Below are 22,874 nucleotides of genomic sequence, written 5' to 3'. Positions count from 1 at the left end.
ACGGAACGGCCCCGCCGGGCCACCACCGCTCACCGAAAGGCACACCTCCACCATGCTCACCGCCGCCCGTCTGGGCGCCGCCGCCCTGTCCGCCGCGCTCCTCGCCGGCGCCACCGCCGGACCGGCCCTCGCCGACAGCCCCGCGCCCACCGCCGCCGCCGTCCCCGACGGCCTCTACGGCAAGGGCGACCCGACGTACGACGGCGTCTGGCGGCAGTCCCTCGCGCTCACCGCGCTCGCGGCGGCCAAGGCCACCCCGGCCGACTCCGCCGTCGGCTGGCTCACCGGACAGCAGTGCGAGGACGGCGGCTGGCCCTCCTTCCGGGCCGCCGGCGCCGCCTGCGACCCCAAGACCGAGGACAGCAACGCCACCGCCGTCGCCGTCCAGGCCCTCGTCGCCCTCGGCGGGCACCAGGAAGCCGTCGACAAGGGCGTCCAGTGGCTCAAGGCCACCCAGAACGCCGACGGCAGTTGGCCCTACAACCCCGGCAGCCCCGGCGACGCCAACTCCACCGGCCTCGCCGTGAACGCCCTCTTCGCCGCGAAGACCGACCCGGCCGGAGTCGCCAAGGCGGGCAAGAACGCCTTCGACGGGCTCGCTCTCTTCCAGCTCGGCTGCGCCGCCCCCGCCGACCAGCGCGGCGCCTTCGCTTACCAGCCCGACCCGTCCTCCGGTGCGCTCGCCCCCAACGCCCTCGCCAGCGCCCAGGCCTCGCTCGCCGCCGCCGGCGGCCACCTCCCGGTCGCCACCACCGCCCGCACCGACGCCGCGCCCAAGGCCCTCGGCTGCGACTCCGCCGCCGCCTCCACCGCGGCTGCTCCGGTCGCGCACGCCGACTCCGGCGAGGCCGCCGGGGCGTACCTCACCGCCCAGCTCGCCGCGGGCGGCAACCACCTCACCCTCACCACCCCCGGCGCCGCCCCCACCCCCGACTACAACGCCACCGCCTGGGCCGCCCTCGGCCTCATCCAGAGCGGCCACCCCCAGCAGGCCGCCGGCGCCGTCGACTGGCTCGCCAAGGAAGGCGCCGGCTGGACCAAGGGCGGCACCGACGCCGCCGCCACCGCCAGCCTCCTGCTCGTCACCCAGGCCGCCCAGCGCGACACCGCCCCGCTGACCGCCGAGCTCACCGCCCTCGGCCCGGCCCTCAAGGCCACCGCCGGCACCGCCCCGACGACGGCGGCGCCCAAGAAGGACGACGGCATCGGCCAGTACTGGCTGATCATCGTCGGCCTCCTCGTCGGCCTCGGCGGCGGCCTCCTCCTCAGCCTCCAGCGCAAGCGCGGCCAGAGCCTGTGACACCCCGCCCCGCGCGCCTGGGCCGCCTGGTCCGCCGCCGTGGCCGCCGCGCTCTCGGCTCGCGGCTCGGCTCGCTGCTCGGTGCGATGCTCGGTGCGGTGCTCCTGCTGGTCGCCTCCGCCGGGGCGCCGGCGGAGGCAGCGACGGGATACCGGTACTGGTCGTTCTGGCGTGCCGGCGGCGACGGGTGGCTGTACCAGCAGCAGGGGCCGGCCGTCGCCGTGCCGCCGGACGGGGCCGTGGACGGGTGGCGGTTCGCGGTGAGTCCGGACGGCGGGCAGGATGCGGCACGGCCCCGGACGGCGGGCGACTTCGCCGCCGTCTGTGCGGACACGCCCGCGCAGGCGGGCCGCAAGCGGGTCGCGGTCGTGCTGGACTTCGGCACGGCCACCGACTCCGGCTCCGGCTCGGCTTCGGGCTCGGGCTCGGGCTCGGCTTCCGGTTCCGGTTCCGGTTCGGGCGAGGCGCCGCCCGAGCAGCGGAGCGCGTGCGCCAGCGTCGTCTCGAACGCCACCTCGGCCGAGGTGCTGGCCGCCGTCGCCCCGCCGCTGCGCTACGACGCCAACGGCCTGCTCTGCGCCATCGCGGGCTTCCCGAAGGCCGGGTGCGCCGACCAGCTCGGGTCGGCGGCCAAGCCGGCCGACCCGTCCGGCGACGGCGGCGGCTCGGACTCCGGCCCGGACTCCGGCCCGGACTCCGGCCCGGACGTCGGCCTGATCGCCGGTGGCGCGCTGATCGCCGTGCTGGCCGGCGGTGCCGTCTGGCAGGCGCGCCGCCGCCGCACCTCCTGACGCCTCCCGAGCCCTTCTTCCCCCCTCCCGCACCCCTCCGGACCCCTTCACCTGGACTGACCCATGAGCACCGCCCGCACCACCCGACCGCCCACCGGACCCCGGCAACTGCACCCCGGGGCCTGGTGGTTGTGGGCGCTCGGGCTGGGCGCGGCGGCGACCCGCACCACCAATCCGGTGATCCTGCTGCTGCTCGCCGCCGTCGCCGGGTACGTGGTCGCGGCCCGGCGAGGCGACGCGCCCTGGTCGCGTTCGTACGGCGCGTTCCTGCGACTGGGCCTGCTGGTGCTGGGCATCCGGCTGGTGTTCGCGGTACTGCTCGGCTCGCCGATTCCGGGCACGCACGTGCTGTTCACACTGCCCGAAGTGCCGCTTCCCACCTGGGCGCAGGGAGTGCGGATCGGCGGCCGGGTGACCGTGGAGGGACTGCTCGCGGCGCTGTACGACGGGCTGCGCCTGGCCACCCTGCTCGCCTGCGTGGGCGCCGCGAACGCGCTGGCCAGCCCAGCCCGACTGCTGCGCGCCCTGCCCGGCGCGCTGTACGAGGCGGGCGTGGCGGTGGTGGTGGCGATGACCTTCGCGCCGAACCTGGTCGCGGACGTCCGCCGGCTGCGGGCGGCCCGCCGCCTGCGCGGCCGCACCGACCGGGGGATCGCCGCCGTGCTGAGCGTCGGACTGCCCGTCCTGGAGGGCGCGTTGGAGCGTTCGGTGGCGCTGGCCGCGGCGATGGACACCCGCGGCTTCGGCCGCACCGCGGACGTCCCGCGCCGACTCGCCCGGGCGACGGCCGCGCTCACCCTGGCCGGCCTGCTCGGGATCTGCCTGGCCGCGTACGGGCTGCTGACCGCGGGCGGCGCGGGCTGGGCGCCGCCGGTGCTGCTGCTGGGCCTGGCCGCCGCCTTCGCCGGACTGCTACTCGGCAGCCGACGATCCGTCAGGACACGCTACCGGCCCGACCCTTGGGCACTGCCCGAGTGGCTGACCGCCGGATCGGGCGCCGCCGTCGCCGGGTTGACCATCTACCTGTCCACGCGCGACCCGGCCGCCTTCGCGCCCACCGTCGTCCCGCCGACCGTCCCCGCACTGCCGCTGGCCGCCGTGCTGGCCGTACTGCTCGGCCTGGTACCGGCATTCGCCGCCCCGACCCCGCCCCGGAGGGCTTCGTGATCACCTTCGAGCAGGTCTCCGTCCGGTACGCGGACGCCGCCGCCCCCGCCGTCGCGGACGTCGACCTGACCGTCCCCGAAGGCGAACTCTGCCTGCTGGTGGGCCCGTCGGGCTCCGGCAAGTCCACCCTACTGGGCGCGGTGAGCGGGCTCGTCCCGCACTTCACCGGCGGCACCCTGCACGGCCGGGTCACGGTCTGCGGCCGGGACACCCGCGAGCACCGGCCGCGCGAACTCGCCGACCTGGTCGGCACGGTGGGCCAGGACCCGCTGGCGCACTTCGTCACCGACACCGTCGAGGACGAACTCGCCTACGGCATGGAGTCCCTGGGCCTGCCCGCCGACGTGATGCGGCGCCGGGTCGAGGAGACCCTCGACCTGCTCGGCCTCGCCGACCTGCGCGACCGCGCCCTCACCTCCCTCTCCGGCGGCCAGCAGCAGCGCGTCGCGATCGGCTCGGTGCTCACCGTGCACCCGCGCGTCCTGGTCCTCGACGAGCCCACCTCGGCGCTGGACCCGGGCGCCGCCGAGGAGGTGCTGGCCGTCCTCCAGCGGCTGGTGCACGACCTCGGCACCACCGTGCTGATGGCCGAGCACCGGCTGGAGCGCGTCGTCCAGTACGCCGACCAGGTGCTGCTGCTCACCCCGGGCGCCCCGCCCGTCCTCGGCGAGCCCGCCGAGGTGATGGAGCACTCGCCGGTGCACCCGCCGGTGGTCGGCCTCGGGCGGCTCGCCGGCTGGCGGCCGCTGCCGCTGTCCGTCCGTGACGCCCGCCGCAAGGCCGCCGGGCTCCGCTCCCGGTTGGACGGTCTGCACCCGGACGCGGCCCCTGTTCCAACCGTTTCGACCGACGCACCGATCGCCGCCGCCGAACGCCTCGCCGTCCGGCGCGGCCCCGTCCAGGCCCTGCGCGGCGTCGACCTGGCGCTGCACCCAGGCGAGATCACCGCTCTGATGGGCCGCAACGGCGCCGGCAAGTCCACCCTGCTGGGCAGCCTGGTCGGCCTGCACGCCCCCGCCTCCGGCCGGGTGACGGTCGGCGGACGCACCCCGCACCGCACCCGCCCGGCCGAACTGATCCGCCAGGTCGGCCTCGTCCCGCAGGACCCGCGCGACCTCCTCTACGGCGAGAGCGTCACCGCCGAATGCGCCGCCGCCGACACCGACGCGGACGCCACCCCCGGCACCTGCCGCGCCCTGGTCGAACGGCTGCTGCCCGGCATCGCCGACACCGCCCACCCGCGCGACCTCTCCGAAGGCCAGCGGCTCACCCTCGCGCTCGCCGTCGTACTCACCGCCCGGCCCCCGCTGCTGCTGCTCGACGAGCCGACCCGCGGCCTCGACTACGCCGCCAAGGCCCGGCTGGTGGAGATCCTGCGCGACCTCGCGGCGGAAGGCCACGCCGTCCTGCTCGCCACCCACGACGTCGAACTCGCCGCCGAACTCGCCCACCGCACGGCGATCCTGGCCGAGGGCGAGATCGTCGCCGACGGCCCGACGGCCGACGTCGTCGTCTCCTCCCCCGCGTTCGCCCCGCAGGTCGCCAAGGTGCTGGCACCCGGCCCATGGCTCACCGTCCGCCAGGTCGCGGAGGCACTGAGCGCATGAGCCGCCCCGCTCCTTCCGGTGCTCCTGCCGGTCGCCCCGTGCCCCTCGGCCGCCGATCCGTAGCGGTCCTGCTCCTGACCTCCCTCGTCGGCGTGGCGGCCTTCGGCTGGCCGCTGCTCGCCTCCACCAAGTCCGCCCTGGTCGGCCACGCCACCGACGCCCCCTGGCTGTTCGCCCTCCTGCTGCCGCTGCTCCTCGCCGTCGTCATCGCCCAGATCTCCGAGGGCCGCACGGCGGGCGGCGGCGCGCCCGGCCTGGACGCCAAGTCCGTGGCCCTGCTCGGGGTGCTGGCGGCGGCGGGCGCGGCACTACGGCCGCTCGGCGCGGGCACGGCGGGGCTGGAGCCCATGTTCTTCCTCATGGTGCTGTCCGGCCGGGTGCTCGGGCCGGGCTTCGGCTTCGTCCTCGGTTCGCTGTCGATGTTCGCGTCCGCGCTGCTCACCGGCGGCGTCGGGCCCTGGCTGCCGTTCCAGATGCTCGCCATGGGCTGGGTCTGCCTCGGCGCCGGCCTCCTCCCGGGCTCCGCGCGCCTGCGCGGCCGGCGCGAGCTCTGGCTGCTCGCGGGCTACGGCGCGCTGGCTTCCGTCCTCTACGGCACGATCATGAACCTCCAGGGCTGGCCGTACATCGCCGGGCTCTCCGGCTCCATCTCCTTCGTCCCCGGCGACCCGCTGCCCGCCAACCTGGTCCGCTTCGCCGCCTACTGCCTCACCACGTCGCTGGGCTGGGACCTCCCCCGCGCCGCCCTCACCGTCGTCCTCTGCCTCACCCTTGGCACCGCCGTCCTGCGTGCCCTGCGCCGCGCCACCCGCCGGGCCGCCTTCGACGCGCCGGTGACGTTCCGGCCGCCGGACTCCCGGCCGCCGAGCAGGTGAACTCCGCAGCCCCGCCCCCTGGTCGACTACGGCAAGGCCCGCGACACGCGCGGAGCCCGGCACTCCCCGCAGACCTGCCCGACACCCGCGACGGGCCGCCCGCACAAGCCGTCCCGCCCGGGGCACTCATGCCGACGCGGCCCCGACCCGCCGCCGCCCTGCGGGGTCAACGGAACGGGCGGCACCTTCGCCAACCGCCCCGCCAGCACCGCCCCCACGCTGTGCGTGACCCTCTCCGGCAAGGGCGCGGCCAGAATCCCCGCCAGCGCCTCCCTACTCCACCCGCCCGCGAGCAGCCCCTCCACCCGCGCGGCCTGGTCGCACAGCGGCTTGCCCGCCAGCGCCATCCTGGGCTCCCTGCGCCCGAGTTCGAGCAGCAGCGCCATGCCCGCCGTCAACTTCCCGGACGGAGGGACGGAGGGAACTTCCGCTTCCTTCCCCATCACCTTTCCGGAAGGGCTTCCCGCCTTCCCGGCGTACGTCACCCCAGCTCCGGGCCCACCGGCGGCCGGGGACACGGGAAGCGGCGGCACGGTGTGAACCGCCTTGCCCGTCACCGGCACTTCGTGCACCGAGACGATCGTCCGCACCTGCCCCGTCACCGGATCCCGCTGCGTCCGCCGCACGTAGTGCCCGGCCGCCTCCAGCTCACGGAGCGCCCGCGCCACCGTCGCCCGGCCCTCGACGCTCTTCGCCGCCAGCGTCCGGATGTCCTCCCGCGCACCGTCCGGCAGGCTGAGCAGGTAGCTGAGCAACCCACGCGCCGCCCAACTCAGCGAGTGCTTCCGGACGACGTGGCCGTTGTCGAGGATCGTGTACCCGGGCGAGTGCTTCGGGATACGATGAATGTGCATTCGGGAGCCCTTTACTCCTAGTGCCATTCCCCGGGGTGTTAGCGCACCGCCGGGGCTCACTTTTGCCGCGCACAGGCCGTCCCTCCGAACGCCCGCGCCGACCCAATGATCACCGTAATGCGCTAACTGAGCGTCAAACTCCCCACCACATCACCCAAACGGGCGGCGCAAGCGCACACCCCCCAGCGCGCCCCAGGCCCACAAGCCCGGAACACGCCCCACATCATGGGCGAGTTGCTACGTTCGACTCATGGCCGACTACGAAACCACGTTCCGGTCACTGGACGGCACGGAACTGTTCGGCACGGTCACTCCCTCCCCAACTCACCCAGCAGCACTCGCCGTTCTCACCCACGGAGCTGGCGTCACCCGCGAAGAGGGCGGGTTCTTCGACCGCTTGGCGGCCGGCCTCGCGGCCGCCGGCATCACCTGCCTGCGCTTCGATCTGCGGGCCCACGGCGCGAGCGCCGGGCGCTTCTCCGACATCACGATCGCCGCCATCGCCAACGACATCCGGGCGGCATCCGAGCACCTGACAGAGATCGCGGGTCGCCCCGGGCCTGTGCACGTGATCGCAGCATCGTTCTCCGGCGGGGCTGCGGCCCTGCACGCGGGCCATCGACCAGACGACGTCGACAAACTCAACGGCACCGGAGTAGTCGAACCGGGCCGCGGACTCCGCCTCCCGAACGGCCAGTTCGGCGCATTGCGCACAGTCGCCGACCGGCCCCGAAGCGGTATCGCGCCCCGCCTCCATCAGTTCCACCGGGACGCCCAGTTCGCCTCACGTACGCGGGCTTCCAGGTGCTCACGCCGCAGCCACAGCCACTCGCTGTTCGCGGCCTCGAACCGTACGAAGGCCCGAATGGTTCCGTCGCCGTCCCGCAACCACTCGCCACCCTGCTCGTCACGTACGCGGTAGCAACGCGCCGCCGGGTCCCAGCGGATGCCGTACCCGTGCGTGGCGGCCGGATCCAGCTCCCGCACCTCCTGCCGCGACAGCCTGGCCGCCCTCGCGGCGGCGATTCCGTCCTGCGCCATTCGCACACTCCCTTACGCACCGAACCCGAACGTCACTCAACGCTACGGGTTCGTCACTGTGCGAAGGGGTAGGGTTTCTGCCACCAACTCCGGCAGCCCGCTATGCGGCCATCCCGATCGACTCGGCGAGTCGACGCCCGGCCTCCTGGACCGGCGAACGGCCATCAATCAACCCTCGGACCATGGCCCGCGCCTCCTCGTTCCACCGGGCCGTCTCGGGCGCGACCGCAACGGCGTCCGTGAGCAGTTCCACCACGGACGCCGATTCCCCGCGAAGGGCGTGTGCCCGCGCAACCTCGATCAGATGGCGACCACGGCGCGGAATCGCCGTGACCTCGGCCACCGGCAACCGTCGGGCCCACCGAAGCGCGGTACCGGTCTGGCGAAGCTCGACCGCCACAGTGACCGAGTGCAACCCGACCGCCTGACGGGAGCCCGACGTCGGGGCGCTCCAGAAGCCTGCGGGAAGGCGCTCGGCAACGGCTGCCGCACGGTCGATCCAGCCCCAGGCCTCACCGGCCTCACCGGCGACCGCATGCGTGATGGCGGCGTGGAATGCCATGTCCGCCCACGCCGAGGCCAGTTCCGGAGAATCCCCGCGGACGGGGTCGAGCAGGCGAAGAGCTCCCTCGGTCAGTGACTGGGCGCTGTCCCACTGGCCGGACTTCCGGAACGCCTCCACCAGGAACCAGCACGCCTGCGCGATCGCCCGCAGGTCGTCCGATGCCCGTGCGGTGGCCAGCGCCCGTTCGGCGACCCGCCAGACCAGGTTGCCGTCCCCTTGGAAGGCCGCATACATCTGCGTCAGGTTCAGTGCGCCGGCGTACATCACCTCCGCCCGACGCCGATCGGCGCAGTCCTGATGCGCAGCTGCCAGGGAGGCCGCCGACACGAGCGCCGGCAGCAACTCCGCCAAGGCGGTCCGGTGGTCGCCTCTGGTCATCCTGGTCCGCCAGGCGTTCGCCAGCTGGACCTCGATGTGGTCGAGGTTGGGCACCGGCCCACCGGCCGACCCGAGCTGCGCACCGTCAACCGCCCGCCGGACGGAGTCCAGCGCCGCGTGTTCCACGCCTGAGTACAGCGCCCTGGGCATGCTGCCGTCGCCCGTCAACAACGAGAGATCATCAACCCCCAAGTGCTGAGCGATACGCACGAGCATCGGCAGGCGCGGCGGCAGCAACGCCCCGTTCTCCACCTGCTTCAGCCAACTCGGCGACCGCCCCAGCAGCGCGGCCAACACCGGACGAGACTTCCCTGCACGCTCCCGGTAGTACTGGATGCGCCGGCCAACGGGCAGAGCGGGATCCACAGCCATGCCACCAGCGTAGGGCCGCCGGGTCTCCTCGGGCAGCCAGAGAAAAGAATTGAGCACGCTCCGAATCCAGGCCTCCGGAGGGCGGGGTGGCCCCTCCTGCACCGACGCATCCCCGGTCCAGAGCGACGGGTCGCACTCTGGGTGGAGTCCGCACGGGCGTACAGCCGACACGGCAGACTGGCCGTGGGATGCGGGGCGCCCAGAATCGCGAAGAGCTGTGCGCCGGAAGACATCCGTCGGCGCTGTCCCGGAACTTCGCTGCTTCTGCCAGGAATTGGGAGTCCAGACTTGACCGACCAACGCGAGCCGTTCCTCTATGTCGTCGTCTGCGCCTCGGGCATCGCGGACGACGTCGGCACCTTGATCAGCGCCGCCCACGCCGAAGGCTGGAAGGTCGGCGTCATCGCCACCCCCCATGGGCTCGGGTTCATCGACCCGGAAGCCGTCGAGCGCCAGACCGGGTACCCGATCCGCTCGGCTTGGCGCACTCCCGCAATTCCCCGGCCCCTTCCCCCGGCGGACGCCATCGCCGTAGCGCCCGCCACGTTCAACACCATCAACAAATGGGCCGCTGGGATATCCGACACCCTTGCGCTCGGCATTCTCTGCGAGGCGTACGGGCTCGGCATCCCCACTGCCGTTCAGCCCTACGTCAACTCGGCCCAAGCAGCCCACCCTGCGTACAGCGAGAGCCTGGAACGACTCCGCTCGATGGGCGTCCTGATCGGCGACTACATCCCCCACAAGCCGAAATCCGGCGGAGGTCGCGACAAGTACAACTGGACCCACGTCCTCGACCTGCTTCGCCCCGTACTGGCCCCGGTCACAGAGCAGAACTGACAACGTGCGCCCCGGGACCAAGCCCCGGGGCGCACAGGCCGGAGCTGAGACAGCTGAAGCGCGCGGCACCCGCCCGGCCGGGCCCGCGCAGCGCCGGCCAACGGGCAGAGCGGGATCCACAGCCATGCCATCAGCGTAGGGCCGCCGGGTCGATCAAGGCAGCCGGAGAAGGGAATTGGGCACGCCTCGCATCCAGCCGCCCAGGGGATTCCGTCACGGCGACTACAGTCTCGCCGTGACCGACTCCCCGCACGAAGCCCTGGCCCAGCCGCGCACCGCCGCCGGTGTGCTGTTCTTCGACGAGGAGAACCGCATCCTCCTCGTGAAGCCGACCTACAAGCCCGGTTGGGAGATCCCAGGCGGCTACCTGCACGCGGGCGAGACCCCCAGCGAGGGAGCGGCCCGGGAGGTCAAGGAAGAGCTCGGCATCACTCCGCCGATCGGCCGCCTGCTCGTCGCCGACTGGGCACCCCACCCCGCCGAGGGCGACAAGCTCCTCTTCGTCTTCGACGGAGGGGTTCTTCCGACCGCCGAACTCGACCGCATCACCGTCGACCAGGTCGAGATCGGCGAGCACTCCTTTCACCACGTCGACCAACTCGACGTGCTCCTCATCCCCCGGCTCGCCCGCCGAGTCCACGCCGCATACGCCGCCCGGGCACAGGGCGAGACCGCCTACCTTGAGCACGGAGAGCCGCACGCGTAAACCAGGGGCCTCTGCGGCAACACCTTTCAAGAGGCACCGAGCCATCGCGACTCGACACGGCAAACCCGCCGTCCGCTACGAAGCGACCGCGCCGGTCACAGCCATCGACGAGTGGCCATGACCAGCTCGGTCATCGCTCGACGCCCGGCTCGTACAAAGGCAGGAAGTGGATGACCGGTTCCTCATACGGATGAGCCGCGCGCACTGCTCGCAGCACAGCCTCGGCCGACCCGTCTCGCGACCTTCCATGCGAACCTCCATGTGATCCTCCGCACCGGCCGATCTTCGGCCGAACCCCACCCCTCGTCACCGCAACGACTGCCAACGTTACGTACTGTTCTGAAAGGCGAGTTGACGACGAGTCAGCCAGCCGAACGCAGACGCCTAGCGACATACGAGGAGAGGGCCCGACATGTCCCGACCAGCACACATCGCCATGGTGAACATCCCGGCGCACGGCCACGTCAACCCCAGCCTGGAGGTGATGCGGGAGCTGGTCGCCCGCGGCCACCGGGTCAGCTATGTCAACGACCCGTCGTTCGCCGGGCAGATCGAATCCACCGGCGCCCAACTCGTGCCCCACGACACGACCCTGCCGATCGCCAAGGGCGGGGTCGACCCCAACATCGGGGCCGGCGTGCACACCATGATCTTCGAGGAGGCGCAGGCGATGCTGCCGCGACTGCGCGAGGCCTTCCACGACGACCGGCCCGACCTCGTCCTGTACGACTTCATGGCGTACGCGGGCCGGGCGCTGGCCGACGGCTGGGGCGTGCCGTCCATGCTGATCTCGCCGTCCATGATCATCCGGGAGGACTCCCACCTGGCGCGCTTCGAGATGGCGCGGGAGGCCTTGGAGGCGGAGAAGATCCCGGAGCGGTTCGCGCAGTGGCTCGCCGACAACGGCGTGCCGGCGGGCGAACCGTTCGGGTACATGCTGCGCCCGGATCGCGGGCTGGCGCTCATCCCGCGGGTGCTCCAGCCCGAGATCGAGCTGGTCGATCCCCAGATCTTCTCCTTCGCCGGGCCCTGCCTCGGCGCCCGCGAGCACCAGGGCGGTTGGACCCGTCCGGAGGGGGCGCAGAAGGTGCTGCTGGTCTCGCTCGGCTCCACCTTCACCCACCAGCCCGACTTCTACCGCGCGTGCCTGGAGGCCTTCGGCGACCTGCCCGGCTGGCACGTCGTGCTCCAGGTCGGCCAGGCAACCGACCCGGCCGAACTGGGTACGATCCCGGCCAACATCGAAGTGCACCAGTGGGTGCCGCAGTTCGCCGTGCTCCAGCAGGCCGACGCGTTCGTGACCCACGCCGGAATGGGCGGGTGCAGCGAGGGCCTGTACTGCGGGCTGCCGATGGTCGCGGTACCGCAGGCCGCCGACCAGTTCGACAACGCGGACCGGCTGGTCGAACTCGGCGTCGCCCGCCGGCTGGACACCCCCCAGGCCACCCCGGAGGCGCTGCGCTCCGCCGTACTGGAGCTGACCGGCGACCCGGCGGTGACCGCCCGGCTGGCCGAGCTCAGCCGCGAGGTCCGCGCCGGCGGCAGCGCGGCCAGGGCCGCCGACCTGGTCGAGGCCGCCCTCATCTGAACCACCCGTCCGCCACCGCCCCGCCGCCTGGGGCGGTGGCGGACACCGCACCGGCCGCCGGGCCCGCACCGCCGCTCCCTCCTCCCCAGGAGACCCTGTTGACCGAGATCATCCTCATGTCCGACCCGCAGGTGGCCGCCGTCCTCGTCCAGGACTGTGGCGACCGCCTCCTGGACGTACGCGAGCACGAACTCCTGCTGGACGGCCGCAAGCGCGACGACGCCGGGGCGTTCGCCCACCTGCGGTCCGGCGTCCTCGACCGGCTCCTCGACGCCCAATCGCACCTCCCGGACGGCCTGCGGCTGCTCTTCGTCGAGGGCTACCGCCCGCCGGCCCTCCAGCGCCGCTACTTCGACGACTACGCCGCCGAGTTGCGCGCCGCGCACCCCAACTGGCCGGCCGCGCAGCTCCGCTCGGCCACGAGCCGCTACGTCTCCCCGCCCGAGATCGCACCACACAGCGCCGGCGCCGCCGTCGACCTCACCCTGGCCGACGCCGACGGCCACGAACTCGACCTCGGCACCCGGGTCAACGCCAACCCGGAGGAAAGCGCCGGAGCGTGCTACACCGACGCCGCCGACCTCTCCCCCGAAGCCCGCACCAACCGGCAACTCCTCAGCCACACCCTCACCCGCGCCGGCCTCGTCAACTACCCCACCGAGTGGTGGCACTGGTCCTACGGCGACCGCTACTGGGCCCTCACAACAGGCGCACCCGCCGCCCTCTACGGCCCCCAACACCGATAGCCCTCACGCGACTGCCCTCCCACGCCCGCCGCAAGCTCCGCCCGACCCGCCGACGACAGGACGGGCCACCCAGAGCGCCCCGGGGCTCGGAAGCCCCGGGGCGCGTCGGTCACTCGGTGAGGCGTCAGGCCTTGGGGCCGGCGGACTGGACGACCTCGAAGGACCAGAGGGTGGAGCCGGAGGCGGCGGGGCGCTTGGGGGCCTCGCCCTCCGGGGCGGCGGGGCGGTGGGCGGCCTGCATGGGGCCCTCCATCCACGCCTTGAAGTCCTCCTCGCTGCGCCAGCGGGTGTAGACGAGGTACTGGTCGGTGCCCTCGACGGGGCGGAGGAGCTCGAACCACTCGAAGCCGTCCGAGTTCTCCACCGCGCCGGCGCGGGAGGCGAAGCGCTGCTCCAGGACCTCCCGCTGCTCGGCGGGAACCGTCAGTACGTTGATCTTGACGACGGACATGCCGCTCCTTCTGCTCCGCCGGGGCCGCGGGTGCGGCCGCCGGTCCGGTGACTGTCTGCGGTCAGCAGTCTCCTACACCTCACACCGTACGGGTCGGGCGATCCGGGGCCTGTCGATCGTGACGCCCTGCGGCAACTTGCCCGAAGTGCAGGCGGAGAAGGTGCGCGCAAGCCTGGTTGGAGAACCCGAAATCCAACCGAATGGGGCACAGCCATGGGTATCGGCGACAAGTTCCGGGACAAGGCCGAGCAGTTGGAGGAGGAGGCGAAGTCGCGCCTCGGCAGCAAGGCTGGGCGTTACGGCTGTCCCCAGCGCTCCTGAGAAGAGTCCCCGCACCGTCCCATCCCTTATCGGGTGAGGTCAGATGCGAGCACTCTTCCCCGTCTGCACTGTGAGGCGGGCTACGCCTCCGGCGGCACGCTGTAGCGGCTCAGGACGTCGTCCGCCGTGGACTTGTCCAGCAGGCGCAGTTCCCACGGCCCGGAGTTGACGTCGAAGTCCTTGCCGAAGCCAACCCACTTGCCGGCCATGCGGCGGCCGGTCGGGTCGACCAGCAACTGAATGGCGCCGTGGTACCTCGCCCCCTGGTAGTAGCCGTCCTGCGCGGTCTGTTCCACCCAGGAACCCGTCACGACGTTCCGATCAACAGTGAGATCGAATGACAGTGGCGAGTCAGGGTTGGACGACGCACCGGGCAGGGATCGCCCCGTGATCCGGTTCCCGCTCTGGGACAGCACGACGTGATGCAGGCCGGTGAACGTGTTCTCCCGACTGCTGCTGTAGAACTCGTAGTGGCTGACCCATACCCCCGAGTAGTCCTCACCGGTAGGAGTGGGCGCGGCCTGCACGGGCACGCCCGGTTCATCACTGGTCACGTCGTGCCCTCCCATACCGTCCACGCTGACCCTTGGCGGCAACTGTGGCGAGTCGAAGCCGAGGCGGTCAACGGGAATCTTGGTGACAGCTTCAAGGGCTCGAACGTACACCGGGCGGGGATACCGCACCTCTCCCGACTCCCAGCGCTGAACAAGGCGCTTGCTGGCGTCGTTCGGCTCCCCTTGGTCGTCCCCGACCGCCCGCAGCCGCTTCGCGAACTCGTCCTGACTGAGACGGAGCCCGAGGCGTACGGCCCGAAGGGTCTCATTCGGCGTAGTCATGGCTAGACGATAGGCCCAAACGTCGCCCAACGACGCCGAAGTGACGTCTTGCCACAACTCCGGAGTGACGCCCTCACGCCGTCGCAATGGCTCACAAGGTCGGGGCACGATCAGCCTGCTGACAGTCGGAGGACCACGGAATCGGAGTCGGAGAGCGGTGACGATGACACGCGAGGACCACGAGGCCGATCGACACAGGCGACCGCCCGGCAAGGGCGCCAGCCCGGCCTTGATCGCCGCTTGCCGCGCCGACTACCGCGAGGCCAAGGCGGACGACGACCGGCGTCCCCCGGACCCCTTCAAGTACGCCCCGCTGGGGTGGGAGGACGTGACCAGTGGCGCCGCCTGACAGCCGGCCGAGGTGTGCCGTGTGCGCATCCTTCGACAAGATCGACCACGCGTTCGCGGAGTCGCCCCAGCTTCCGGATCAGTCGGTGCTGCGCGAGATCGAACTTCGCCGCCTGGCGCACGAACTCATCTGCAAGGCGGTGGCGCGTGTCGCTTCGTGAGATCGCTCGGCGGAGACCGGACACGCCCGCCCCAAACGCTGATCAGTGCCCCGGCTGCCAGTACTTCGACTTCGCGCAAGCGCAGTACCCGGCCGAGGATTTCCCCACGATCGCGCGGAACGTGGCGCGTAGGCGGGCGCAGCACATCGCGGACGGCGAATGCCCGGTAGTGCACGATGCCGACGAGTGAGCCGGAGTACCTGCCGCCGGACTGGACGAGTTTCCTGGGCGGACCAGTGCCGTACCCGGTTGACCAAGGCGACCAGGACAGCGCCGAGGAGGACGCCTTGCCGCCCTTGGGGCCCGTCCCCGACTCGCCGACCATGGCCCGCCTCAGGATCGCGACGGCGATCGCCAACGCCCGCTCCCGCTGGGGGATTTGAGACTCCCACTCCAAGAGGGTGGGGACCGCAAGGGAAGATCGAGAGAGAGGACAGTGCAATGACCGCCCGTCCCGAATTCGAGTTCGTCACCATCGCGGCGTGCCAGAACACGGTGCGCAAGGCGTGCCCGCAGGTGGCCACCAACATCCCCGGCGTCGTCGCCTTGCGCGACAGCGAGCGGCCCGGTGAGGTGGTCACCATGACCCGTGAGGCGTGGGCGGAGTTCACCTACGCCGTCAGGTGCGGGAAGTTCGACCTGAGCGCGTAGGAGAGTAGTGGACTGTCCGCTGTGTGATCAGCCCGTCGCGTTCGACCCGGAGACAGGCCAAGGCTTCTGCTTCCGGTGCGACCAGTGGGCGACCGTCTACCCGGATCAACCGGATCCGTACCGGTACACGCCCAAGAATCGGCCCTACCGGCCGAGAAGGCACGACCCGAACGACCACCCGGGTAGCAACGGTGGGCAGTCCACGCCCGCATGACCCCGAAAACAGCCCCGCCCATACGTCGTCCCCCGTGACGCATGGGCGGAGCTTCGCCGTTCGGCGACAGTTCCCTCGACGGCCGTGCAGCTTATGTGAGTGGCTTGACACATTCGTTGATCTTGACGACGGACATGCCGCTCCTTCTGCTCCGCCGGGGCCGCGGGTGCGGCCGCCGGTCCGGTGACTGTCTGCGGTCAGCAGTCTCCTACACCTCACACCGCGCGGGTCGGGCGATCCGGGGTCTGTCGATCGTGACGCTCTGCGGCAACTTGCCCGAAGTGCAGGCGGAGAAGGTGCGTGCAAGCCTGGTTGGAGAACCCGAAATCCAACCGAATGGGGCACAGCCATGGGTATCGGCGACAAGTTCCGGGACAAGGCCGAGCAGTTGGAGGAGGAGGCAAAGTCGCGCCTCGGCAGCAAGCCCCCGAAGGGGGACGACGCCCAGCAGAAGGCCGCCCAGACCCAGCAGCAGGGCCAACAGCAGGGTCAGCAGAACCTGGACGACCTCCAGGACGACATCGACGACCGGAAGTAGCGGCGAGGACCGGGCGGGGACGGTCAGGGGTAGGCCCTCGACCGTCCCCGCACCCGTGCCCGGACCGCCGGACCGCCTCGCGGGTCAGGCGATCCACGGCGGGAGGAGGCGCTCGGCGTCGCGGGGGGCGAGGCCGCAGGCGCCTTCGGGGGTGACGGCGTCGGGGTTGTAGGCGTGGGCGGGGGACGGGCCGGCGACGATGGCGGTGAAGCCGTCGGCGGTGGTGATCTGGCGGGCGAGGTCGGCGGGGAGGACGAAGGTGTCGCCGGCGGTGAGGGGCACCGGGCCGTCGGGGAGGGTGACGATGGCGGTGCCGGTGAGCAGCGTCCAGATCTGTTCGACGTCCATGGCGTGCAGCGGGCCGCTCTTTCCGGCCGTCATGTCGACCTGCCACAGGGCGAGGGCGGTTGAGCCCTGGGTGGGTGAGGCGTAGGTGGTCATGACGGCGTTCGGCGTCTCGGTGCGACGGGCGTCGGCGTGGCGGATCACGGGCATGGCGAGGGAACCCCCTAAGATGGTCAATGGCATTGTCTATATGGTCAATGAGGTTGTCTACCTATGTCAAGCGAGCCCGCGAGCACACCCACCAGCGCACCCACGAGCGAACCCGCCCCGCCCGGCTTCGAGTTGCCGCTGCGCCTGCTGCTCGCCTTCCGGACGATCATCGACGAGCTGCACGAGCGCATCGCCCGCGAGGGCCACCCCGACCTGCGGCCCATGCACGGCTTCGTCTTCCAGGCGATCGGACCGCACGGCACCACCGCCGTCGAACTCGGCCGCCGGCTCGGCGTCTCCAAGCAGGCCGCCGGCAAGACCGTCGAGAACCTGGAGCAGCTCGGCTACGTCGAGCGCGGCGGCGACCCGGCCGACGCCCGCCGCAAGGTGGTCCGGCTGACCGCCCGCGGGGTGGACTGCCTGGTCCGGTCGGCCCGGATCTTCGACGAGCTGCGCGCCGAGTGGTCCGCCACCCTGGGCGAGGAGCGCCTGCGCGAGGTGGAGACGGCCCTGCGCCTGCTCGCCCCCGGCGACCCGTTCCGCCTCGACACCCCTCGCTGGTTCGGGAGTCCGTGAGGGAGGATCAGGAGCGACACGAACCAGGGGCAAGCGGAGGGAGAAGCGGATGAGACGGCTGGGACGGACGGTTGCGGCGGCGGCCGTACTGGTGCTCGCGGCGTGCTCCTCGCCGGCCCCCGAGTCACCGGCCCCCGAGTCACCGACCCCCGAATCACCAGCCCCCGAGCACATGTCCCCCGAGGCCCGCGGCTACCTCTCCGAGGCCCTGGACCTCATCCAGCGGAAGTCCCTCAACACCTCGAAGGTGGACTGGCCGAAGCTCCGCACCCAGGCCTTCGCCCAGGCGGCCACGGCCCGCACCCCGGCCGACACCCACACCGCGATCAGCGCCGCCGTCACCGCCCTCGACGACCACCACAGCCGCTTCTACCCGCCCGACCAGGCGGCGAGGGTCGACGCCGACCCGGAGGCAGTGAACGCCCCGACCACCCGGCAACTCCCCGGCCGAATAGCCCAGTTGACCCTCCCGGCGGTGAACGGATCGGAGCGCACCTACGCCGAGTACGTCACCCGCGGCCGTGCCGCCGTCGCCGAAGCGAGCGCCTGCGGCTGGGTGGTGGACCTGCGCAACGAGACCGGGGGCGGGATGTGGGCCCCGCTGGCCGTCGCGGCGCCGGTCCTCGGCGACGGCCCGCTGGGCGCCTTCGTCACCGCGGACGGCACCCGCAGCACCTGGTCGGTCCGCGACGGCGTGCCGTACCTGGACGACGCCCCGCAGGCTTCCCCCGCCACCCAGCACGACAAGGCGCCCACCCACCACGACAAGACGCCCGGAACGCCCGTCGCCGTCCTCACCGGCCGCGCGACCGGCAGCGCGGGCGAGGCGGTCGCCATCGCCTTCATCGGCCGCCCGGCCACCCGCAGCTTCGGCCAGCCCACCTACGGGGTGCCCACCGGCAACGCCGCCCACCGGCTGTCGGACGGCGCCGTCCTGCTGCTCACCGGCGCCGCCGAGGCCGACCGCACCGGCAGGGTGCACGAGGGCCCGATCGAGCCGGACGAGGCGGTCGAAACGGCCGACCCCCGCAAGGACGACGACCCCACGCTCGCCGCCGCCGTCACCTGGCTCTCCCACCAGACCCCCTGCGAGGCGGGCTAGAACGACCGCCCCTCGCCCCGGTACGGCGGCTCGTGGGCCGGTCGGTCGGGGCGGTCGCGCCGGTCGGCGCAGAGGGTGGAACTGAGGCGGGTGAGCAGGTCGGCGAGGTCGGCGTACTGCTGCTCGTCCCAGTCGCCGAGCAGGTCGGCGAGTTGCGAGCGCCGGGCGGCGACCAGCTTGACGGCCGCCTCCGCCCCCGGTTCGGTGAGCCGTAGCGGCAGCCCGCCGCTGCGGACGGCGAGGCCCCGGCCCTCGACTTCCCGGACGGCGCTCTCGATGACGGCGATCGGGATGATCCGCCGCTCGGCGAGTTCGGCCGGCTCGACCGAGCCGTGGTGGTGCATCTGCAACAGCAGCCAGCTGGAGGCGGGTTGGAGGTCCAGCCCGGCCCCCTCGGTGATCCGCCGGAAGAGGTCGCGCCGGGCCTCGCGGGAGCTCAGCACCGAGAGCGCGCGGGCGATCTCGTCCAGCGACGAGCGTTGGACGGGGTTGAGGCCGATGGATCCGCTCAGGTCGGGCGCGGTGGCGGTGGAGCGCAGCTTCTGCTCGCGCAGGAACAGCGACAGCACGAAGGCGACCATCGCGACGGGCACCGCGTACAGGAACACCCTGGTGATCGACTCGGCGTACGCGTGGTGGACGGCTTCCTGCGCGACGGCGGGCAGCCGGGTGATCACCCGTGGGTCGGAGGTGATGGCCTCGGGGTGGAAGCCAGGCGGCAGCGGCAGGCCGGTGAGGGCGTCGGCGAGCCGGTCGCGCAGCCCACTGGCGAACAGGGTGCCGAAGATGGAGACGCCGAAGGAGGCGCCGATGGAGCGGAAGAAGGTGGCGCCGGCGGTGGCGACGCCGAGGTCCTGGTAGCCGACGGAGTTCTGCACGATCAGCACCAGTACCTGCATGACCAGGCCCAGCCCGAGGCCGAAGACCAGGAAGTAGAGGCTCATCTCCGTGGTGCTGCTGTGCTCGTCGAGCCGGGAGAGCAGCAGCAGGCCGACGGTGGTGACGGCCGTCCCGGCGATCGGGAAGATCCGGTAGTGGCCGGTGCGGGCGACGATCTGGCCGGAGCCGATCGAGGTGAGCAGCATGCCGAGCACCATCGGCAGCATGTGGATGCCGGACAGGGTGGGCGAGACCTGCATGACGACCTGGAGGAAGGTCGGCAGGTAGGTGAGGGCGCCGAACATCGCGAAGCCGACCACGAAGGAGATCACCGCGACCAGGCTGAACGTCCGGGAGCGGAACAGCCGCAGCGGCAGCACCGGTTCGCTGGCCGTCCGCTCGACCAGGACGAAGGCGAGCAGCAGCACCAGGCCGAGCACGCCGAGCCCGACGATCTGCCAGGAGGTCCAGCCCCAGGTGGTGCCGCCGAGGGAGGTCATCAGCACCAGGCAGGTGGCGACGGCGGCGATCAGCACGGTGCCGAGGTAGTCGATCCGGTGCCGGCGCCTGACCTCCTGGCCGTGCAGGACGGCGGCGATCACCACCAGGGCGACGATGCCGATCGGCAGGTTGATGTAGAAGACCCAGCGCCAGCTGAGGTTGTCGACGAACAGGCCGCCGAGCAGCGGCCCGAGGACGCTGGTCACGCCGAAGACGGCGCCGAAGAGGCCCTGGTACTTGCCGCGGTCCCGGGGGGAGACGAGGTCGCCGACGATGGCCTGGGTGAGCACGATCAGCCCGCCGCCGCCCAGGCCCTGCAGCGCGCGGAAGGCGATGAGTTCGCCCATGTTCTGGGCGATGCCGCAGAGTACGGAGCCGAGCAGGAAGATCACGATGGAGGCCTGGAAGAAGCGCTTCCGGCCGTACATGTCGCCGAGCTTGCCCCAGAGCGGGGTGGCGGCGGTGGAGGCCAGCAGGTAGGCGGTGACCACCCAGGAGATGTGGTCCAGGCCGCCGAGGTCGCTGACGATGGTGGGCAGCGCGGTGGAGACGATGGTCTGGTCGAGGGCGGCGAGCAGCATCGCCAGCAGCAGGGCCCCGATCGGCACCCAGAGGTTGGGGGCGGTGACCTCCGGCGGGCCGGGCTCGTACGCCGGGCTGCGGTCGGACGCGGCGCGCGAGTCCGTCATGGCGGCTCCGTAGGGTCGCGGGCCCCGGCCGAGGCGGCGGGCCCGTGCGGATGATCACTCCCAGCTCACCATGCTGTCAGAAATGCCCCGGTTTGCTCCCTCGGATTGAGCCGAACGTAGCCTCCGGGCCTGCCCGAGCGGACCCTCCGGGCCTGCCGACCCGGGACGCACCGAGCCGAGCCGACCACACCCACCGCACCGACCCGACCGCCGGCGCCGGGGACATCCGCCACCCCCCGGCCGTTCCTCGGGAGACAACCGCCACCAACCGGCACAACACCCCCGCCCGGGTCCGGACGCCCCTGTCCCCCCTCCGGGACGTCCTGCATAATCAGGCGCGATCGTGAGCCCGGGAACCGCCCCGGGGCACGGAGACCGCCCGAGAACCGAGGAGGACCGGCCGATGCCGGACCAGCACTGCCCGACGTGCGGCACCGCACGCTCCACCGGGTGCGGCTGCGTCCCGGACCCGAGCCTCACCGAGACGGCCGTCCTCCCGCACCTCGAAGGCCCGCCGCTGGTCCGCCCGTACGTGCCGCAGGCGGTCGGCCAGGTCGCCGAGGAGCCCGTGGCGGACGTCCCCGCCGTCGACCCGTTCGCGACCGCCGTCCTGCCGCCGGTCGCCCCGGGACAGCCGACCCCCGTCCACCCCGCCGCGCCCCCGCCCGCCGCTGCCCCGCCCGTGGTTCCCCCGCTGGGGCCGGACGCCGACGCCTACGCCACCACCGTGCTGCCGCCGGTGCCCGCCTCCGGGCCGGGCGCTTACGCGGTGGCGACGGCCCCGCAGGCCGCGTCCGGCGGCGACCTCGGAGTCTTCCCCTTCGACCACGCGACGCCCGGGCCCGAGCCGGAGCCCGTCAGCGGCCGGGCCGCGCGCAGAGCCGCCGAGCAGGCCACGCAGAACCCGCTGGCCCGGCACAAGCTGCTGCTGGCCGGGGTGGGCGCCGGCCTGGTCGCGCTCACCATCGGCATCGCGTACGCGGTGACGCCCTCGCCCGCGCCGACGACCCGGCAGGCGCAGCCGCTGCCCACCACCCTGGCGCCCGCGCCGGTGGAGCCGACCGCCCCGGCACCGACGGACCCGGCCACCCCGCCGCCGACCAGCGAGGCGCCGAGTCCGACGTCGTCCCCCACCCGCAAGCCGAGCCCGACGAAGACGGCCACCCCGGCGCCGACGCCGACCACCCAGGCCCCGGCCGCCGCTCCCCCGGCCCCGGCTTCCGCCCCGACCGCGCCCCCGACACCCACGCCCACCCCCACCACCGCGACGCCCACGCCGACTCCGACGCCGACCCCCACCCCGACGCCGACCCCGACCACCCGGGTGCTCCAGATGGGGATGACCGGCGCTGACGTCAAGGACATGCAGCAGCGGTTGTGGGCGGCCGAGTGCGGATACGTCGACAAGTCGATGATCACTGGCACCTTCGACTTCTGGACCAGGTCGGTGCTCGGCGACTACCAGACCAGCAACCGGATCAAGGGCGAGACCTACGTCTACGGCCCGAAGACCCGGGCCGCCCTGGAGGCCGACCCGGGCTGCTGAGCCCCGCGAACAAGGGGTCAGCCGGTGATCGCCCCGAAGATGCTGATGCCCGCCAGCACCACCATGATCGCCGCCGCGACCCGGATGATCAGCTTCATCGGCACGTACTTGAGCAGCTTCTGCCCGCCCACGATGGCGAGTCCGCCGACCGCGCACAGCGCCAGCCAGGCGCCGAGGCCGACGGCCAGCGGATCGGCGTACTTGGCGGCCAGGTTGGCGGTCATGATCTGGGTCAGGTCGCCGAACTCGGCGACCGCGACGACCACGAAGCTGGCCCCGGCCACCTTCCAGAAGCTGTTCGAGGACGGCTCCTTGGCGGCGTGCCCCTCCTCGTCGTCGCCCCCGCCGTGGAACAGCAGCATGGCCGCGCCGGCCAGGAACAGCACGCCGGTGACGCCCTCCACCCAGCGGTGCGGCAGCAGCGAGAGCAGGTGCCCGGCGGCGAGGGCGAGGACGACCTGAACGCCCATCGCGGCGGCGACACCCGCGAAGACGTAGCTGGCACGGTACTTGGTGCCGAGTACGAGGCTGGCCAGCGCGGTCTTGTCCGGCAGTTCGGCCAGGAAGATGATGCCGAACGTCAGCGCGGCCACGGTCAAACTCATCAGAAAGGGTCCCTCGGTCGGGCTGCCCGGCCTCCGCAGGTCCGTCAGGGGACGCTTCGGCCCGACAGCACTGGTCATGGTCACAGCACTGCGGCCGAAGGTCTCGCCGGCACCGACCCCGGAGGATCGGG

Annotated in this window: 25 protein-coding genes; 18 read left to right on the top strand and 7 right to left on the bottom strand. The window is 72.5% G+C overall.

From position 1 onward, the window contains the following. Window positions 1-52: 52 nt before the first annotated feature. From AB0O82_RS06530 to AB0O82_RS06510, 5 genes are all read left to right on the top strand, one after another. A complete protein-coding gene (locus AB0O82_RS06530) occupies window positions 53-1,300 on the top strand; it encodes a prenyltransferase/squalene oxidase repeat-containing protein (protein ID WP_363580810.1) in 1,248 nt (415 codons plus the stop codon). 86 nt (window positions 1,301-1,386) lie between these two features. After that, window positions 1,387-2,091, top strand: coding sequence for an SCO2322 family protein (locus AB0O82_RS06525; protein WP_363580976.1), 705 nt, complete (start codon window positions 1,387-1,389; stop codon window positions 2,089-2,091). Between the two features lie 63 nt (window positions 2,092-2,154). Continuing rightward, on the top strand, window positions 2,155-3,258 hold the full coding sequence (locus tag AB0O82_RS06520) for a CbiQ family ECF transporter T component (RefSeq protein ID WP_363580808.1): 1,104 nt from the start codon (window positions 2,155-2,157) through the stop codon (window positions 3,256-3,258). After that, window positions 3,255-4,865: an ATP-binding cassette domain-containing protein gene (locus AB0O82_RS06515; RefSeq protein WP_363580806.1), complete on the top strand. Its 1,611-nt coding sequence runs from the start codon at window positions 3,255-3,257 to the stop codon at window positions 4,863-4,865. The genes AB0O82_RS06520 and AB0O82_RS06515 overlap by 4 nt, the downstream gene beginning before the upstream one ends. Continuing rightward, window positions 4,862-5,740, top strand: coding sequence for an ECF transporter S component (locus AB0O82_RS06510; RefSeq protein WP_363580804.1), 879 nt, complete (start codon window positions 4,862-4,864; stop codon window positions 5,738-5,740). Before AB0O82_RS06515 ends, AB0O82_RS06510 begins: the two co-directional genes overlap by 4 nt. A 26-nt stretch (window positions 5,741-5,766) precedes the next feature. Here AB0O82_RS06510 and AB0O82_RS06505 read toward each other — a convergent pair whose 3' ends face one another. Further along, window positions 5,767-6,594 carry a helix-turn-helix domain-containing protein gene (locus tag AB0O82_RS06505; protein ID WP_363580802.1) on the bottom strand — a complete coding sequence of 276 codons (828 nt, stop codon included), beginning with the start codon at window positions 6,592-6,594 and terminating at the stop codon, window positions 5,767-5,769. A 250-nt stretch (window positions 6,595-6,844) separates the two neighbouring features. Between AB0O82_RS06505 and AB0O82_RS06500 the strand changes: the two genes are divergently transcribed. Further along, on the top strand, window positions 6,845-7,516 hold the full coding sequence (locus AB0O82_RS06500; protein ID WP_363580800.1) for an alpha/beta fold hydrolase: 672 nt from the start codon (window positions 6,845-6,847) through the stop codon (window positions 7,514-7,516). Window positions 7,517-7,735: 219 nt separating this feature from the next. Here the strand turns inward: AB0O82_RS06500 and AB0O82_RS06495 are convergent, their stop codons facing one another. Further along, entirely contained in the window at window positions 7,736-8,950 is a 1,215-nt protein-coding gene (locus AB0O82_RS06495; RefSeq protein ID WP_363580798.1) for a helix-turn-helix transcriptional regulator, read from the bottom strand. Window positions 8,951-9,238: 288 nt separating this feature from the next. Between AB0O82_RS06495 and AB0O82_RS06490 the strand changes: the two genes are divergently transcribed. From AB0O82_RS06490 to AB0O82_RS06475, 4 genes are all read left to right on the top strand, one after another. Beyond that, window positions 9,239-9,790 (top strand): flavoprotein, encoded by a 552-nt coding sequence (locus AB0O82_RS06490; RefSeq protein WP_363580796.1) that lies wholly within the window; start codon window positions 9,239-9,241, stop codon window positions 9,788-9,790. Window positions 9,791-10,025: 235 nt separating this feature from the next. Continuing rightward, on the top strand, window positions 10,026-10,496 hold the full coding sequence (locus tag AB0O82_RS06485) for an NUDIX hydrolase (RefSeq protein WP_363580794.1): 471 nt from the start codon (window positions 10,026-10,028) through the stop codon (window positions 10,494-10,496). 412 nt (window positions 10,497-10,908) lie between these two features. Next, window positions 10,909-12,084, top strand: a complete 1,176-nt coding sequence (locus tag AB0O82_RS06480; RefSeq protein WP_363580792.1) for a macrolide family glycosyltransferase — start codon at window positions 10,909-10,911, stop codon at window positions 12,082-12,084. Between the two features lie 98 nt (window positions 12,085-12,182). After that, complete coding sequence (locus AB0O82_RS06475) at window positions 12,183-12,830, top strand: M15 family metallopeptidase (protein ID WP_363580790.1); 648 nt, start codon at window positions 12,183-12,185, stop codon at window positions 12,828-12,830. A 124-nt stretch (window positions 12,831-12,954) separates the two neighbouring features. On the opposite strand, the gene AB0O82_RS06470 is transcribed toward AB0O82_RS06475, so the two are convergent. Both AB0O82_RS06470 and AB0O82_RS06465 read right to left on the bottom strand, forming a co-directional pair. Continuing rightward, window positions 12,955-13,281 carry an antibiotic biosynthesis monooxygenase gene (locus tag AB0O82_RS06470; protein ID WP_363580788.1) on the bottom strand — a complete coding sequence of 109 codons (327 nt, stop codon included), beginning with the start codon at window positions 13,279-13,281 and terminating at the stop codon, window positions 12,955-12,957. A 401-nt stretch (window positions 13,282-13,682) separates the two neighbouring features. Further along, on the bottom strand, window positions 13,683-14,438 hold the full coding sequence (locus AB0O82_RS06465) for an XRE family transcriptional regulator (RefSeq protein ID WP_363580786.1): 756 nt from the start codon (window positions 14,436-14,438) through the stop codon (window positions 13,683-13,685). Window positions 14,439-14,595: 157 nt separating this feature from the next. Here AB0O82_RS06465 and AB0O82_RS06460 point away from each other — a divergent pair, with 157 nt between their 5' ends. The 5 genes from AB0O82_RS06460 (at window position 14,596) to AB0O82_RS06440 (ending at window position 16,350) form a co-directional block, all read left to right on the top strand. Continuing rightward, on the top strand, window positions 14,596-14,787 hold the full coding sequence (locus tag AB0O82_RS06460) for a hypothetical protein (protein WP_363580784.1): 192 nt from the start codon (window positions 14,596-14,598) through the stop codon (window positions 14,785-14,787). Window positions 14,788-14,806: 19 nt separating this feature from the next. Then, complete coding sequence (locus tag AB0O82_RS06455; RefSeq protein ID WP_363580782.1) at window positions 14,807-14,947, top strand: hypothetical protein; 141 nt, start codon at window positions 14,807-14,809, stop codon at window positions 14,945-14,947. 176 nt (window positions 14,948-15,123) lie between these two features. After that, entirely contained in the window at window positions 15,124-15,330 is a 207-nt protein-coding gene (locus AB0O82_RS06450; RefSeq protein WP_363580780.1) for a hypothetical protein, read from the top strand. Between the two features lie 58 nt (window positions 15,331-15,388). Further along, window positions 15,389-15,598: a DUF397 domain-containing protein gene (locus AB0O82_RS06445; RefSeq protein WP_363580778.1), complete on the top strand. Its 210-nt coding sequence runs from the start codon at window positions 15,389-15,391 to the stop codon at window positions 15,596-15,598. Between the two features lie 563 nt (window positions 15,599-16,161). Then, on the top strand, window positions 16,162-16,350 hold the full coding sequence (locus AB0O82_RS06440; protein WP_363580777.1) for a hypothetical protein: 189 nt from the start codon (window positions 16,162-16,164) through the stop codon (window positions 16,348-16,350). A gap of 84 nt (window positions 16,351-16,434) precedes the next feature. Here AB0O82_RS06440 and AB0O82_RS06435 read toward each other — a convergent pair whose 3' ends face one another. Continuing rightward, entirely contained in the window at window positions 16,435-16,845 is a 411-nt protein-coding gene (locus AB0O82_RS06435; RefSeq protein ID WP_363580775.1) for a cupin, read from the bottom strand. Between the two features lie 63 nt (window positions 16,846-16,908). Between AB0O82_RS06435 and AB0O82_RS06430 the strand changes: the two genes are divergently transcribed. Both AB0O82_RS06430 and AB0O82_RS06425 read left to right on the top strand, forming a co-directional pair. Then, the gene (locus AB0O82_RS06430; RefSeq protein ID WP_363580773.1) at window positions 16,909-17,421 is read left to right on the top strand and encodes a MarR family winged helix-turn-helix transcriptional regulator; all 513 of its coding nucleotides are present in this window, start codon (window positions 16,909-16,911) and stop codon (window positions 17,419-17,421) included. Window positions 17,422-17,470: 49 nt separating this feature from the next. Then, complete coding sequence (locus AB0O82_RS06425) at window positions 17,471-18,523, top strand: S41 family peptidase (RefSeq protein WP_363580771.1); 1,053 nt, start codon at window positions 17,471-17,473, stop codon at window positions 18,521-18,523. Here AB0O82_RS06425 and AB0O82_RS06420 read toward each other — a convergent pair. Beyond that, entirely contained in the window at window positions 18,520-20,592 is a 2,073-nt protein-coding gene (locus AB0O82_RS06420) for an MFS transporter (protein ID WP_363580769.1), read from the bottom strand. The two genes, AB0O82_RS06425 and AB0O82_RS06420, sit on opposite strands and share 4 nt — an antisense overlap. A gap of 403 nt (window positions 20,593-20,995) precedes the next feature. Between AB0O82_RS06420 and AB0O82_RS06415 the strand changes: the two genes are divergently transcribed. Beyond that, entirely contained in the window at window positions 20,996-22,138 is a 1,143-nt protein-coding gene (locus tag AB0O82_RS06415) for a peptidoglycan-binding domain-containing protein (protein ID WP_363580768.1), read from the top strand. Window positions 22,139-22,155: 17 nt separating this feature from the next. Here AB0O82_RS06415 and AB0O82_RS06410 read toward each other — a convergent pair whose 3' ends face one another. After that, window positions 22,156-22,746 (bottom strand): TMEM165/GDT1 family protein, encoded by a 591-nt coding sequence (locus tag AB0O82_RS06410; protein ID WP_350878273.1) that lies wholly within the window; start codon window positions 22,744-22,746, stop codon window positions 22,156-22,158. Window positions 22,747-22,874: the final 128 nt, after the last annotated feature.

Source organism: Kitasatospora sp. NPDC088264 (assembly GCF_040685715.1).
Taxonomy (GTDB): Bacteria; Actinomycetota; Actinomycetes; order Streptomycetales; family Streptomycetaceae; genus Kitasatospora.
This window is presented reverse-complemented; position numbering and strand designations above follow the sequence as displayed.